General features: G+C 57.2%; 14 protein-coding genes. 12 read left to right on the top strand and 2 right to left on the bottom strand.

What is annotated here, in order from left to right; genetic code table 11:
* The first annotated feature begins 116 nt into the window (after positions 1-116).
* The 3 genes from ACR3EM_RS07050 to preA all read left to right on the top strand — a co-directional run bounded on the left by ACR3EM_RS07050 (position 117) and on the right by preA (position 3,594).
* Positions 117-749, top strand: a complete 633-nt coding sequence (locus ACR3EM_RS07050; protein WP_480470087.1) for a cupin domain-containing protein — start codon at positions 117-119, stop codon at positions 747-749.
* 160 nt (positions 750-909) lie between these two features.
* Positions 910-2,244 (top strand): NAD(P)-dependent oxidoreductase, encoded by a 1,335-nt coding sequence (locus ACR3EM_RS07045; RefSeq protein ID WP_480470086.1) that lies wholly within the window; start codon positions 910-912, stop codon positions 2,242-2,244.
* Between the two features lie 45 nt (positions 2,245-2,289).
* The gene (gene preA / locus ACR3EM_RS07040) at positions 2,290-3,594 is read left to right on the top strand and encodes an NAD-dependent dihydropyrimidine dehydrogenase subunit PreA (RefSeq protein WP_480470085.1); all 1,305 of its coding nucleotides are present in this window, start codon (positions 2,290-2,292) and stop codon (positions 3,592-3,594) included.
* A gap of 51 nt (positions 3,595-3,645) precedes the next feature.
* Here the strand turns inward: preA and ACR3EM_RS07035 are convergent, their stop codons facing one another.
* A complete protein-coding gene (locus ACR3EM_RS07035; protein WP_480470084.1) occupies positions 3,646-3,870 on the bottom strand; it encodes an N-(5'-phosphoribosyl)anthranilate isomerase in 225 nt (74 codons plus the stop codon).
* 34 nt (positions 3,871-3,904) lie between these two features.
* On the bottom strand, positions 3,905-4,513 hold the full coding sequence (locus ACR3EM_RS07030) for a TetR family transcriptional regulator C-terminal domain-containing protein (RefSeq protein ID WP_480471902.1): 609 nt from the start codon (positions 4,511-4,513) through the stop codon (positions 3,905-3,907).
* 171 nt (positions 4,514-4,684) lie between these two features.
* On the opposite strand from ACR3EM_RS07030, the gene ACR3EM_RS07025 reads away from it, so the two are divergent.
* The 9 genes from ACR3EM_RS07025 to ACR3EM_RS06985 all read left to right on the top strand — a co-directional run bounded on the left by ACR3EM_RS07025 (position 4,685) and on the right by ACR3EM_RS06985 (position 13,167).
* The gene (locus ACR3EM_RS07025; RefSeq protein ID WP_480470083.1) at positions 4,685-5,935 is read left to right on the top strand and encodes a Zn-dependent hydrolase; all 1,251 of its coding nucleotides are present in this window, start codon (positions 4,685-4,687) and stop codon (positions 5,933-5,935) included.
* A 92-nt stretch (positions 5,936-6,027) separates the two neighbouring features.
* Positions 6,028-7,482 carry a dihydropyrimidinase gene (gene hydA, locus ACR3EM_RS07020; protein ID WP_480470082.1) on the top strand — a complete coding sequence of 485 codons (1,455 nt, stop codon included), beginning with the start codon at positions 6,028-6,030 and terminating at the stop codon, positions 7,480-7,482.
* A gap of 54 nt (positions 7,483-7,536) precedes the next feature.
* A complete protein-coding gene (locus ACR3EM_RS07015) occupies positions 7,537-8,334 on the top strand; it encodes an ABC transporter ATP-binding protein (RefSeq protein ID WP_480470081.1) in 798 nt (265 codons plus the stop codon).
* Entirely contained in the window at positions 8,334-8,765 is a 432-nt protein-coding gene (locus tag ACR3EM_RS07010) for a GNAT family N-acetyltransferase (protein WP_480470080.1), read from the top strand. The genes ACR3EM_RS07015 and ACR3EM_RS07010 overlap by 1 nt, the downstream gene beginning before the upstream one ends.
* Positions 8,762-9,679, top strand: a complete 918-nt coding sequence (locus ACR3EM_RS07005) for an ABC transporter permease (RefSeq protein WP_480470079.1) — start codon at positions 8,762-8,764, stop codon at positions 9,677-9,679. Before ACR3EM_RS07010 ends, ACR3EM_RS07005 begins: the two co-directional genes overlap by 4 nt.
* Positions 9,676-10,521 carry an ABC transporter permease gene (locus tag ACR3EM_RS07000; protein WP_480470078.1) on the top strand — a complete coding sequence of 282 codons (846 nt, stop codon included), beginning with the start codon at positions 9,676-9,678 and terminating at the stop codon, positions 10,519-10,521. The genes ACR3EM_RS07005 and ACR3EM_RS07000 overlap by 4 nt, the downstream gene beginning before the upstream one ends.
* Before the next feature lie 56 nt (positions 10,522-10,577).
* Positions 10,578-11,567, top strand: a complete 990-nt coding sequence (locus tag ACR3EM_RS06995) for an ABC transporter substrate-binding protein (protein ID WP_480470077.1) — start codon at positions 10,578-10,580, stop codon at positions 11,565-11,567.
* 159 nt (positions 11,568-11,726) lie between these two features.
* Complete coding sequence (locus ACR3EM_RS06990) at positions 11,727-12,440, top strand: ABC transporter permease (protein ID WP_480470076.1); 714 nt, start codon at positions 11,727-11,729, stop codon at positions 12,438-12,440.
* Positions 12,433-13,167, top strand: coding sequence for an ATP-binding cassette domain-containing protein (locus tag ACR3EM_RS06985; RefSeq protein ID WP_480470075.1), 735 nt, complete (start codon positions 12,433-12,435; stop codon positions 13,165-13,167). The genes ACR3EM_RS06990 and ACR3EM_RS06985 overlap by 8 nt, the downstream gene beginning before the upstream one ends.
* Positions 13,168-13,183 lie beyond the last annotated feature (16 nt).

The raw sequence follows: 13,183 nt of genomic DNA, 5'->3' as shown, positions 1-13,183 counted from the left end.
CTGCCTCAACCGGGAGTACAACAAGCCGTGAGGGGCGTCAAAACCCCAAACGGATCCGGTTTGAAATTCCGGTTCCGGATGCCATCTTATGGGGCAGCAACGCAGGAGGATTGCAGATGCGGGTCAATGCGGATTTCACGCGGCGGGTCGCCGTTCACTTTGATCAGACAGAATGGGTCGCCTCCCCGGCCGCCGGCGTCGAACGCAAGATGCTGGACCGCATCGGTGAGGAAGTCGCCCGGGCGACGACCATTGTGCGCTTTGCCCCTGGCAGTGCGTTTTCCGCGCATACCCATGATGGGGGTGAGGAATATCTGGTGCTGGATGGTGTGTTCCAGGACGAGACCGGAGATTTCCCGGTTGGCAGCTATGTACGCAATCCTCCGACGTCATCTCATACGCCCTCGGCCAGCGAAGGCGCGACCATTCTGGTCAAATTGCATCAGTTTGATCCGGATGATCGCACCGAGGTGCGTCGCTCGATCAACGGGGGCAGGGATGTTGATCTGTTCAAAGATGCGCATGAGGATGTCCGTGTTCAAAGCTGGACCGCTGGCGCGCGTATTGAACTGGATGCCAGCAAGGGGCTTGAGGTCTTCGTCATTGAGGGCAGCTTTGCTGAGGCGGGCGAAGAGTTCGGCACCTGGGACTGGCTGCGCCTGCCGCCCGGATCGGGCTCGGTTGCCGTCGCTGGCGAGGTCGGAGCGCGCGTCTGGATCAAATCCGGACATCTCGACGGGATGGTCTGACGCAGCATCTGCTGCGAAATTACGCAGATTTCTTTGAAATCCGGGCCATTCCGCCCGGATTTTTCTTTTTTTGACCATTTGGCAAATTTTACCAATTGATAAAAAATTTGTTTGTGGCAAGCTGTACCTCATAACAAACATATCTACAGGGAGTAGAGTGATGGCACAGGGCCAGATGGCACCCGGGATCGTCTCCGGGCGGCTTTCCAGCGATGAGCTGACCTCGAATTTCACCGATCTGCATCCGCCACTGGCCCCGCACGAGGCCGCCGTGGCCGCGGATCGCTGCTATTTCTGCTATGACGCGCCATGTGTGACGGCCTGTCCGACGGATATCGATATTCCGTTGTTCATTCGCCAGATTCAGGCCGGGCAACCGCAGGCGGCAGGTCAGACTATTCTGGAGCAGAACATTCTGGGCGGTATGTGTGCCCGGGTTTGTCCGACCGAAACCTTGTGTGAAGAGGCCTGCGTACGTGAAACGGCCGAAGGCAAACCGGTCGAGATTGGGCGCCTACAGCGTTATGCAACCGATGACGTGATGGCATCGGGCGCGCATCCCTTCGAGCGCGCCGCATCAACCGGCAAGACAATTGCCGTGGTCGGAGCAGGGCCCGCCGGTCTGGCCTGTGCGCATCGTCTGGCGATGCTGGGACATGATGTGGTGATCCACGAAGGCAAGCCCAAACCGGGCGGTTTGAACGAATATGGCATTGCGGCTTATAAATCGACCAACGATTTTGCGCAGGCCGAGGTCGATTGGCTGCTGAAAATCGGTGGAATCGCTATCGAAACCGGATCTGTTCTGGGTGAGACTATTTCGCTGGATGGCCTGAAGGAAAACTATGATGCTGTTTTTCTGTCGATCGGTCTGGCAGGGGTGAACGCGCTGCGTGCTGACGGGGTCGATAAAGACGGGGTGCGTCCGGCGGTCGATTTCATCTCCGATGTGCGGCAGGCCAGCGATCTGGCAGATCTTCCGGTAGGGCGGAATGTCGTTGTGATAGGTGGGGGGATGACTGCGGTGGACGCGGCAGTGAAGTCTAAATTGCTGGGGGCCGAGCATGTGACCATCGCCTACCGCAGGGGGCGCGCCGCGATGGGGGCCAGCCGCTACGAGCAGGACTTGGCAGCCTCGCACGGCGTTCGGATTTTGTGCAATGTCCAGCCATTGGCCATTCACGGAAATGGTGCCGCAGCAGAGATCGAATTGGAGTATACTGCCAGCAATGATGGTCGTTTGACCGGAACGGGAGAAACCGTCCGTGTCCCCGCCGATCAGGTTCTCAAGGCCATCGGCCAGACTCTGGATGGCGCGCCGGAAGGGCTGACGCTGGACGGTAACAAGATCACTGTGACCGGGGCCGGGCGCACGTCGATGACCGGTGTATGGGCTGGCGGTGATTGCGCGGCAGGTGGCGAGGATCTGACTGTGACCGCTGTGGCCGAGGGCCGCGATGCCGCGATGGATATCCACGCAAGTCTAAGCGTGTGAAACTCAAAGTTAAAGATGCAAATCTGCATCAGGGAGGCCGGATAAATGGCTGATTTAACATCAAATTTCTTGGGAATTTCAAGTCCAAACCCATACTGGCTGGCTTCGGCACCGCCGACGGATAAGGAATATAACGTCCGCCGCGCCTTCGAGGCCGGTTGGGGTGGCGTAGTGTGGAAGACCTTGGGGGCCGAGGGGCCTCCGGTCGTGAATGTGAACGGCCCACGCTATGGCGCGATCTACGGCGCAGACCGCCGGTTGTTGGGGCTCAACAACATCGAACTGATCACCGACCGGCCGCTTGAGGTGAACCTTGAGGAAATGGCCCGCGTAAAGGCGGATTATCCGGATCGTGCACTGATCGCCTCGATCATGGTGCCCTGTGAAGAGGCCGCTTGGAAAGCCATTCTGCCGCGCGTGGCCGAAACTGGTGCAGACGGGATCGAGCTGAATTTTGGTTGCCCGCATGGGATGAGCGAGCGCGGCATGGGGTCGGCCGTTGGGCAGGTGCCGGAATACATCGAAATGGTGACCCGGTGGTGCAAGCAGTATTATGACCGCCCGGTTATTGTGAAACTGACCCCGAACATCACCGATATTCGTAAACCGGCGGCGGCGGCCAAGAACGGCGGCGCGGATGCGGTATCGTTGATCAACACCATCAATTCGATCACCAGTGTCAATCTAGATACATTCAGCCCTGAGCCTTCGATTGATGGCAAAGGCAGCCATGGCGGCTATTGCGGGCCAGCAGTGAAGCCGATTGCCCTGTCCATGGTGTCAGAGATTGCTCGGGCTGAGGCCACTCGTGGGCTACCGATCTCAGGTATCGGTGGCGTGACCACTTGGCGTGATGCGGCTGAGTTCATCTCGCTGGGTTGCGGTAATGTTCAGGTCTGCACTGCCGCGATGACATACGGGTTCAAGATCATTGACGAACTGACCGCTGGCTTGTCGGAATGGATGGACGAAAAAGGCTATACCAATATCGACGAAGTGATCGGGCGCGCCGTACTCAACGTGACGGACTGGCAATATCTGAACCTCAACTACATCGCCAAAGCCAAGATCGATCAGGATCAGTGCATCAAATGTGGGCGCTGCTATGCCGCCTGCGAAGACACCAGCCATCAGGCGATTTCAATGTCGGCAGATCGGGTATTCGATGTCATCGACGACGAGTGCGTGGCCTGTAACCTCTGCGTGGATGTCTGTCCGGTTGAGGGCTGTATTTCCATGGTGCCGATGGCCGCCGGAGAAGTTGATCCGCGTACGGGCAAGGTCGTTGATCCGGAATATGCCAACTGGACGACTCACCCCAACAATCCGATGGCGAAGGCCGCTGAATAGGCCGAGATTTTTCGTCGAAAAATCTTAGGCGAGAAAATTCGCAGAATTTTCTCAGAACAGGATGTCGATCGGGCCGTTATGGCAGATGACGATGTATTGGTTTGCGGTGCGGATCAGGTGATATCCGCGCCGCTTAACTTCACTCTGAAAAGCGGAGTGACCGACTTCGCGTTCAACCCAGGCAACCGAGCGGCGGACTACCGCGCCGCTTCGTGCGGAGCGGGACGAGAAAAGCTGGGTGATCCAGGGATCGGGGTTGTCTCTGCGTGTCAACATAACGCGAGCTTTTCCCAATAGGGTAAAGCTTTTGTTAAGGTGCCAGCAGTTTTCGATAAAGCGTTTCGACGAAGGGCGTTGCGCCTTCATAAGGGTCTTCTTCGCCGAGGATCGCGCGGACCTGCACATCGAAATCCGCATAGTGCTGGGTCAGTGCCCAGATTGAGAAAATCAGATGGTAGGGATGCACGCGTGCAATCTTGCCCTGATCCATCCATAGGTTCAGGATTTCAACTTTCTCGTCGACCAGCTTTTTCAGATCTGTAGACAGCGCATCATGAATGCGTGGCGCTCCTTGAACCAGCTCGTTGGCGAACAAGCGGCTTTCGCGGGGAAGATCGCGGCTCATTTCGAGCTTGCGATGAATGTAGGACAGTATCTCTTCGAGCGGGTCGCCGTCTTCGTCCAGGGTATGCAGCGGTGCCAGCCAGACCTCAAGCAGGCCTGACAAAAGGGCGGTGTGGATCGCTTCTTTGGACGGGAAGTAATAGAGCAGGTTGGGTTTGCTCAGCCCTGCCTCAGCCGCGATTTGGTCGACAGTTGCTCCACGAAACCCATGCGCTGAGAATACATTCAGAGCTGCCTCGAGAATCGCTGCGCGGTTCTTTTGCTGAATCCGTGTCGGGGCGCGGTCTTTGGGCATGTTCACCTGATGTCTCTTTTTCGGCCAGTTGGGTGTCGAATATGTCGAAAATTCCGGCAGGTCACTGCAATTTCTTGACTGATGTCGAACCCGTGATAGCGTGAGTTTGACCAGATGGTCAAATCAAGACACCAAAAGCGAGCCAAATCGCTAGCAACAGGGAAGAACAAGATGGCAGCTCCGGCGCAGAACCTCAGGATCAATGGCGACAGGTTGTGGGACAGCTTGATGGAGATGGCCAAGATAGGCCCTGGTGTCGCGGGCGGAAACAATCGCCAGACGTTGACTGACGAGGACGCAGAAGGGCGTGCATTGTTCCAGAAATGGTGCGAGGACGCGGACTGCTCTATGGGATTGGATCAGATGGGTAACATGTTTGCCCATCGCGAGGGAACGGACCCGGACGCTCTGCCGGTCTACGTGGGCTCGCATCTGGATACGCAGCCCACAGGCGGCAAATATGATGGTGTTTTGGGCGTGCTCGGCGGGTTGGAGATTATTCGCACGCTGAACGATCTTGGCATCAAGACCAAGCACCCAATCGTGGCGACCAACTGGACCAATGAAGAGGGGACGCGATATGCGCCCGCAATGCTGTCATCGGGCGTGTTCGCAGGAATGCATACTCAGGATTGGGCGTATGATCGCGAGGATGCCGAAGGTAAGAGATTTGGGGATGAACTGAACCGTATCGGCTGGCGCGGCGACGAAGAAGTGGGTGCGCGAAAGATGCACGCGTTCTTTGAACTGCACATCGAACAGGGCCCCATTCTGGAAGCTGAAAGCAAGGATATTGGCGTCGTCACTCATGGTCAGGGGTTGAGCTGGACCCAGATCACCGTGACCGGCAAGGATGCGCATACCGGGTCTACCCCGATGCCGATGCGCAAGAATGCCGGGCTGGCGATGGCGCGTATTCTTGAAAAAGTGGATGAGATCGCCTGGTCGCATGCGCCGCACGCCGTCGGTGCCGCTGGGCATATCGATGTCTATCCGAATTCGCGCAATGTGATCCCGGGTAAGGCTGTGTTCACGGTCGATTTCCGCTCACCCGAGTTGGATGTGATCACCGATATGGAGAACCGTCTGCGAGTTGCTGCAGAGAAAATTGTCGACAAGATGGGGCTGCAGATCGAATTCGAGAAGGTTGGGGGCTTTGATCCGGTGAAATTCGATGATGGCTGCGTGGCCGCCGTGCGCGATGCGGCGGAGCGGTTGGGTTATTCGCATATGGATATCATCTCGGGTGCCGGGCATGATGCCTGTTGGATCAACCGGGTGGCTCCGACTGCAATGGTGATGTGCCCTTGCGTAGATGGGTTGAGTCACAATGAGGCCGAAGAGATCAGCAAAGAATGGGCTGCAGCTGGGGCGGATGTTCTGTTTCATGCGGTCGTTGAGACGGCGGGGATCGTGGAATAGGGGGCTCTGCCCCCGTCGCCCGATGGGCGACTCCCCCGGGATATTTTTAGCCAGATGAAGCAAGCGGCGCAGACCGCATCAGGGAGTTTAAGATGAGCACTGTGATCAAGAACGGAACCGTTGTGACCGCTGATCTGACCTATAAGGCGGATGTGAAGGTTGAAGGCGGAGTGATTACCGAGATCGGCCCGGACCTGCGCGGCGATAAAGAACTGGACGCAACGGGCTGTTACGTTATGCCGGGGGGGATTGATCCGCATACGCATCTGGAGATGCCGTTTATGGGGACCTATTCCAGCGATGATTTCGAAAGCGGGACGCGGGCGGCGTTGGCGGGTGGAACCACCATGGTTGTCGATTTTGCGCTGCCCAATCCGGGCGAGAGCCTGCTGGATGCGTTGAAGCGCTGGGACAATAAGTCGACGCGTGCGAATTGTGATTATTCGTTCCACATGGCGGTGACCTGGTGGGGTGAACAGGTGTTTGATGACATCAAGACCGTCATCGAGACGCGCGGGATCAACACGTTCAAGCATTTCATGGCCTACAAAGGCGCGCTGATGGTGAACGATGACGAGCTGTTTGCCTCGTTCAAGCGTCTGGCCGAGTTGGGCGGCACCGCGATGGTGCATGCCGAGAATGGCGACGTGGTGGCTGAGCTGAGTGCCAAGTTATTGGCTGAAGGCAACACGGGGCCAGAGGCGCATGCCTATTCGCGACCACCGCAGGTGGAGGGTGAAGCGACCAACCGGGCGATCATGATTGCCGATATGGCCGGTGTGCCGTTGTACGTAGTGCATACGTCCTGCGAAGAGGCACACGAGGCGATCCGGCGTGCCAAGATGCAGGGCAAGCGTGTTTGGGGGGAACCTCTGATCCAGCACCTGACCTTGGATGAAAGCGAATATTTCCACCACGATTGGGAGCATGCTGCGCGACGGGTCATGAGTCCTCCGTTCCGGAACAAGCAACATCAGGACAGCTTGTGGAATGGTCTGCAGTCCGGAACGCTGAGCGTTGTGGCGACGGACCATTGTGCCTTTACGACTGAACAGAAACGTTATGGTGTGGGCGATTTCACCAAGATCCCGAACGGGACCGGAGGGTTGGAAGATCGGATGCCGATGCTTTGGACACATGGTGTGAACACCGGGCGATTGACGCCAAACGAATTCGTAGCTGTGACTTCAACCAACATCGCCAAGATACTGAATTGTTATCCGAAAAAAGGCGCCGTTCTGGTGGGTGCGGATGCGGACCTTGTGGTCTGGGATCCGAACAAAGCCAAGGTGATCTCGGCCGAGACGCAGCAATCGTCTATCGACTACAACGTCTTTGAGGGCAAAGAGGTGCGCGGATTGCCACGCTTTACGCTGACCCGTGGCGTGGTGGCTGTGCATGATGGTGAAATCCAGACCCAGGAGGGGCATGGGAAATTCGTGGCGCGCGAAGCCAACACCCACGTGAACAAAGCGCTGAGCACCTGGAAAGAGCTGACTGCTCCGCGACCGGTTGAACGGACGGGAATACCGGCATGTGGTGTGTAAGGTTTTTGGGCCGCCTGTTGGTGGCCCGGTTTCAGGCTTCTTCAAGGCAATGGAATGAATACAGAAAACACGACTCAACCTGTTATTGAGGCAAGGCAGCTGGACCTGACTTTTCAGACGAATGACGGGCCTGTCCATGCATTGAAAGATGTGAACTTGTCGATTGGCAAAGGCGAGTTCGTCAGCTTCATCGGGCCTTCGGGCTGTGGCAAGACCACGTTCCTGCGCTGTATCGCGGCGTTGGAAACGCCGACGGGCGGGTCGCTGACCGTGAATGGGATGACACCGGATGAAGCACGGCGTAAGCGGGCCTATGGCTATGTGTTTCAGGCCGCGGGCCTCTATCCTTGGCGCACGATTGCCAAGAATATCAAACTACCGCTTGAGATCATGGGCTATTCCGCGACCGAGCAGGAAGAGCGCGTTAACAAAGTTCTGGAACTGGTTGATCTTGAAGGGTTTGGTGGCAAGTTTCCCTGGCAGCTATCGGGTGGAATGCAGCAGCGGGCCAGCATCGCTCGGGCCTTGGCCTTTGATGCGGACATCCTTCTGATGGATGAGCCGTTTGGGGCTTTGGATGAGATCGTGCGCGATCATCTGAACGAACAGCTTCTGGATCTTTGGGCAAGGACGGAGAAGACCATCGGGTTCGTCACGCACTCGATCCCCGAGGCAGTATATCTGAGCACCAAGATCGTGGTGATGAGCCCTCGACCTGGGCGGATTACGGATGTGATCGACAGCCCTCTGCCGAAAGAGCGGCCTCTGGACATTCGGGACACGCCGGAGTTCATCGAAGTTGCCCATCGTGTGCGCGAAGGTTTGCGAGCAGGGCATGGAGACGAAGTCTGATGCACGAGATCGACATCAGAAGGGCGAAACCCGATGACGTGGCGGCTTGTGCGCAAGTGATCTGGACATGGATCGACGAAACCGACTGGATGCCCGACGATCTGCCTCAAGAGAAACTCGAAGAGCTGATCCGCGAGGCGTTTCCGCATCGCGATATCTGGGTCTCAGGCGACCCGGCTGATTGTTACATGTCGCTTGATCCTGTCGAGAGTAAAGTTGGCGCGCTTTATTGTCTGAGGACCGGTGAAGGTATCGGTAAAAGATTGCTGGATAAGGCCAAGGAAAACCGAGATTTTCTGTGGCTGACCACGCATGTGCCCAATAGGGATGCGCAACGATTTTATCGACGCGAAGGCTTCACTGAAATCGGTACTGAGCCTCCAACACCTCCAGAAACAGTGCCGGTCATCCGGATGGAGTGGCGGGCATGAAACAGATTACAGCCGTCATGTGGGTGATCGCCGCGATTGTCGCCATCTGGTACATCGCCTGCATACCTATGAACATCGACAGTGCACTGAACGCTGCTGAACGCGCAGGTGAGGAGGTCGATCCTCCAACCGCGAAGGAGCGGTTGCTGGAGTATGATATCATTCTGGTCTGGGACAACAGCTTTGCCATCCCCGAGACATGGGAACAGGATCGCCCTCGGCTGCCGACACCCCATGACGTGGTGCTGGAGTTGTGGGACACGACGATCAACAAAAAGATCACCTCCAAGCGCTCATTGATCTATCATGGTTGGGTCACGCTGAGCGCTACAATGCTGGGTTTTGCGATTGGCACGGGTCTGGGCATATTGTTGGCGGTCGGGATCGTGCACAGCAAAGTCATGGACCTGTCGGTGATGCCTTGGGCGATTGTCAGCCAGACCATCCCGATCATCGCGCTTGCGCCTATGATCATTGTTGTCCTGTATTCGGTCGGTGTTCAGGGGATCATCCCCAAGGCCATTATCTCGGCCTATCTGAGTTTCTTCCCGGTTGTCGTCGGAATGGTGAAAGGGCTGCGCAGTCCGGACGCGATGCAGTTGGATTTGCTGCGCACCTATAATGCCAGTCAATCGCAAGGGTTTTGGAAGCTGCGGTTGCCTGCGTCCATGCCCTATCTGTTTGCCTCGCTGAAGATTGGGATCGCAGCGTCACTGGTCGGCGCCATCGTAGGCGAATTGCCTACCGGAGCAGTTGCAGGTCTGGGCGCACGTTTGCTTGCAGGCAGCTACTATGGCCAGACGGTGCAGATCTGGTCGGCCCTGTTTGCAGCGGCCATTCTTGCGGGATGCCTCGTGGGCTTGCTGGGTTTGATTGAGCGTACGGTCCTTAGACGGATGGGGATGGCGCAATGATCATGATTTTCTTGGCCCTTCTTCTGTGGCTTGCGGGGTGGTGGCTCAACAGCCGGTTGGCCAGTGGGCCCATGGCGGATACGCCTCTGGTCCGGTTCCTGGCCCCGTTGATCTTCGGTCTGACGGTTATCGGCGTTTGGGAATTGCTGGTGCACGGGCTCGAGGTGCCCTTGGTTATCCTGCCCGCGCCATCGGTCATAGCTGTACGGTTTGGTGACAGTCTGTCGATCCTGTGGGCCGATTTCTGGCAAACCATCATCAAAGGTGCGCTGAGTGGGTATATCATCGGCTGCACCGCCGCTTTCCTGATGGCGATCGCAGTTGATCGTTGGGACTTTCTGCGCCTAGGGTTGTTGCCGGTTGGCAATTTCGTCGCCGCCTTGCCCATCGTGGGAACCGCTCCGATACTGGTCATGTGGTTCGGGTTTGACTGGCATTCCAAGGCCGCTGTTGTGGTGGTGATGGTATTTTTCCCGATGCTGGTGAACACCGTAGCAGGACTGCGCGAGGCAACGGCCATGCAGCGCGACCTGATGGAGACCTATGCAGCGACCTATTGGCAGAGCTTTCTGAAACTGCGCTTACCCGCTGCGATGCCGTTTATTTTCAACGGGTTGAAGATTTCTACCACATTGGCGCTGATCGGCGCTATCGTGGCCGAGTTCTTTGGCTCGCCCACGCTGGGCATGGGCTTTCGCATATCGACCAGCGTAGGGCAGCTTGCGCTTGATATGGTCTGGGCCGAGATCGTGGTGGCTGCACTTGCCGGAACGGCTTTCTACGGCGCGGTCGCACTGATCGAGAAAACGGTGACCTTCTGGCACCCGTCGCAGCGAGGATAAGAGGAATTCAACAGACCCCGAAAACGGGGCAATAACAGCAACTAGGAGACTTGAAGATGAAGAAGCTACTCAGCGGGGCGGTTGCCGCCTTTAGCCTGGCTACCACTGCAGCTTGGTCGGCGGATGAGGTCACATTGCAATTGAAGTGGGTCACGCAGGCACAGTTTGCAGGCTACTACGTGGCCAAGGACAAAGGGTTCTACGATGAAGAAGGGCTGGACGTCACCATCCTGCCCGGTGGGCCTGACATTGCACCCACTCAGGTCATCGCCGGGGGCGGCGCGGACGTGACCGTCGAATGGATGCCCGCCGCACTGGCCGCTCGCGAGAAGGGCCTGCCGCTGGTCAATATCGCACAACCTTTCAAAAGCTCGGGCATGATGCTGACCTGCTGGAAGGATGCCGGAATTTCGTCACCTGACGATCTGAAAAACCGTACGCTGGGCGTTTGGTTCTTCGGCAACGAATTCCCCTTCATGAGCTGGATGAGCCAGCTGGGTATCAGCACCGATGGCAAAAGCGAAAGCGGTGTAGAGGTGTTGAAACAGGGCTTTAATGTTGATCCACTTCTGCAGCGTCAGGCCGATTGCATCAGCACCATGACCTACAACGAATACTGGCAGGTGATTGATGCTGGCGTTACGCCCGAAGAGCTGGTGACCTTTAAGTACGAAGATCAGGGCGTCGCCACGCTGGAAGACGGTCTGTATGTGCTGGAAGAGAACCTGAGCGACGCGGCCTTTACCGATAAGATGGAGCGTTTCGTGCGCGCATCGATGAAGGGTTGGAAATACGCCGAAGAGAACCCGGATGAAGCGGCTGAGATCGTATTGGAAAACGATGCGACAGGCGCTCAGACGGAAGAGCATCAAAAGCGCATGATGGGTGAAATCGCCAAGCTGACGGCCGGATCGAACGGCGCGCTCGACCCCGCCGATTTCGAGCGCACGGTGGCCACTTTGCTGGCCGGTGGCTCGGACCCGGTGATTACCGCCCAGCCCGAAGGTGCGTGGACTCACCAGATCACGGATGCGGCGTTGAACTAAGACGCAAAGATCTTTGACCATGCTTTGAACGCGGCTCCAGTTGGGGCCGCGTTTTTCTTTGCGATGTCGGATTTGTGTCTGTACTTGCGCGATGAATGCCTTAGAATTTACTTGTAAAATAACGCAATTAACGAACGCAAAGCTCGAACATAGAAGAAAATGCAGAATTTTGCATCAGAATTCAATCAGGCATTCACTCTGATCCTGAAAGTGGATGCAGAGCTTTGGGCGATTGTGCTGCTCTCACTGCGGGTTTCGGTCTTTGCAGTGCTGATTTCTGCCGCGATCGGCATGCCAATCGGCGCAGCCCTGGCCGTTGCGCGATTTCCGGGGCGGCGGGTTCTGATTATCCTGATGAACGCACTGATGGGATTTCCGCCGGTCGTCGTGGGCTTGCTGGTTTATCTGATGCTGTCGCGTTCCGGCCCTCTGGGTGTCTTGGAACTGCTCTACACGCCGACCGCCATGATTATCGCGCAGGTGGTTTTGGTTACGCCCATTGTGGCAGCCCTGACCCGACAAGTGATCGAGATGTTGGCTGAGGAGTATTCTGAACAGCTTCGATCCTTGGGCGTATCCCGGCTGGCTTCGGTTCCGGTGCTGCTCTGGGATGCGCGTTTGGCCTTGGTTACGGCGCTGTTAGCTGGGTTTGGGCGCGCCATTGCCGAGGTTGGGGCGGTGATCATCGTGGGTGGCAACATCAACCATGTGACGCGTGTGATGACGACGACGATTGCGCTTGAAACCTCGAAAGGCAATCTGGCGCTTGCGCTGGCATTGGGGGCTATTCTGATCGGGATTGCTGTTGCGGTGAATGCGATGGTCAGCGCCCTGACTTTGAGGGCCGAGCAGGAGGGGTTGCGCCATGCGTGATGTGGTAACCGCGATGCCCGGCGTGATTGAAGTGCGCGATCTGCATATCAGCCGCAAAGGCAAGGTGCTTCTTGACGTGTCGCAGCTCTGTCTCGATGGGCCGGGGCCGACCTTGATCCTTGGGCCGAACGGGGCAGGAAAAAGCCTTCTGCTGCGGTGTTTGCATGGGTTGATTGCTCCGGATCGTGGGGGTGTCACTCAGGATGGGCGTTCGCTTAACGCTGCACATAAGGCGCGACAGGCAATGGTGTTTCAAAACCCGGTCCTGCTGCGCCGATCGGTTGCGGCCAATCTTGAATTTGTGCTGAAGCGGCAGGCTATGCCGCGCAGCTTGCGCAAGCAGCGTATCGTTGAACTGCTCGCGGAAGGCGGATTGGAAGGTAAGGCACGTCAGTCCGCACGCTCGCTGTCGGGGGGCGAGGCGCAGCGCCTGGCGATTTTGCGCGCCCTGGCGCTTGAGCCTGAGACGCTGTTTCTCGACGAGCCTACCAGCGCGTTGGACCCGAGTGCCACGCAGACGATCGAACAGATGGTGTTGCGCGCATCGGCGCGCGGTGTACGCATCGTGATGGTGACGCATGACATCGGACAAGCCCGCCGATTGGCCGCAGATATTGTGATGATGCAGGCCGGTCGCGTGGTCGAACATGGACCCGCACAGCAGGTGTTGGACGCACCGCGCAGCGCCGAGTCCCGCCGCTATCTGGCTGGCGGATTGGTAACCTGATTTACGAAAGATGGAG

The organism is Ruegeria sp. AH3 (genome assembly GCF_056536265.1).
The sequence above is the reverse complement of the archived record's forward strand: the minus strand, read 5'-3'. Positions and strand labels throughout refer to the sequence as shown.

Bases quoted from the DNA above. Each gene is read 5' to 3' on its own strand.
- ACR3EM_RS07010 (WP_480470080.1), top strand. From the start codon at position 8,334: ATGCACGAGATCGACATCAGAAGGGCGAAACCCGATGACGTGGCGGCT.
- ACR3EM_RS07000 (WP_480470078.1), top strand. From the start codon at position 9,676: ATGATCATGATTTTCTTGGCCCTTCTTCTGTGGCTTGCGGGGTGGTGG.
- ACR3EM_RS07050 (WP_480470087.1), top strand. From the start codon at position 117: ATGCGGGTCAATGCGGATTTCACGCGGCGGGTCGCCGTTCACTTTGAT.
- ACR3EM_RS07005 (WP_480470079.1), top strand. From the start codon at position 8,762: ATGAAACAGATTACAGCCGTCATGTGGGTGATCGCCGCGATTGTCGCC.
- ACR3EM_RS06985 (WP_480470075.1), top strand. From the start codon at position 12,433: ATGCGTGATGTGGTAACCGCGATGCCCGGCGTGATTGAAGTGCGCGAT.
- ACR3EM_RS07035 (WP_480470084.1), bottom strand. From the start codon at position 3,870: ATGTTGACACGCAGAGACAACCCCGATCCCTGGATCACCCAGCTTTTC.
- hydA (WP_480470082.1), top strand. From the start codon at position 6,028: ATGAGCACTGTGATCAAGAACGGAACCGTTGTGACCGCTGATCTGACC.
- ACR3EM_RS07045 (WP_480470086.1), top strand. From the start codon at position 910: ATGGCACAGGGCCAGATGGCACCCGGGATCGTCTCCGGGCGGCTTTCC.
- ACR3EM_RS06990 (WP_480470076.1), top strand. From the start codon at position 11,727: ATGCAGAATTTTGCATCAGAATTCAATCAGGCATTCACTCTGATCCTG.
- ACR3EM_RS06995 (WP_480470077.1), top strand. From the start codon at position 10,578: ATGAAGAAGCTACTCAGCGGGGCGGTTGCCGCCTTTAGCCTGGCTACC.
- ACR3EM_RS07030 (WP_480471902.1), bottom strand. From the start codon at position 4,513: ATGCCCAAAGACCGCGCCCCGACACGGATTCAGCAAAAGAACCGCGCA.
- preA (WP_480470085.1), top strand. From the start codon at position 2,290: ATGGCTGATTTAACATCAAATTTCTTGGGAATTTCAAGTCCAAACCCA.
- ACR3EM_RS07025 (WP_480470083.1), top strand. From the start codon at position 4,685: ATGGCAGCTCCGGCGCAGAACCTCAGGATCAATGGCGACAGGTTGTGG.
- ACR3EM_RS07015 (WP_480470081.1), top strand. From the start codon at position 7,537: ATGAATACAGAAAACACGACTCAACCTGTTATTGAGGCAAGGCAGCTG.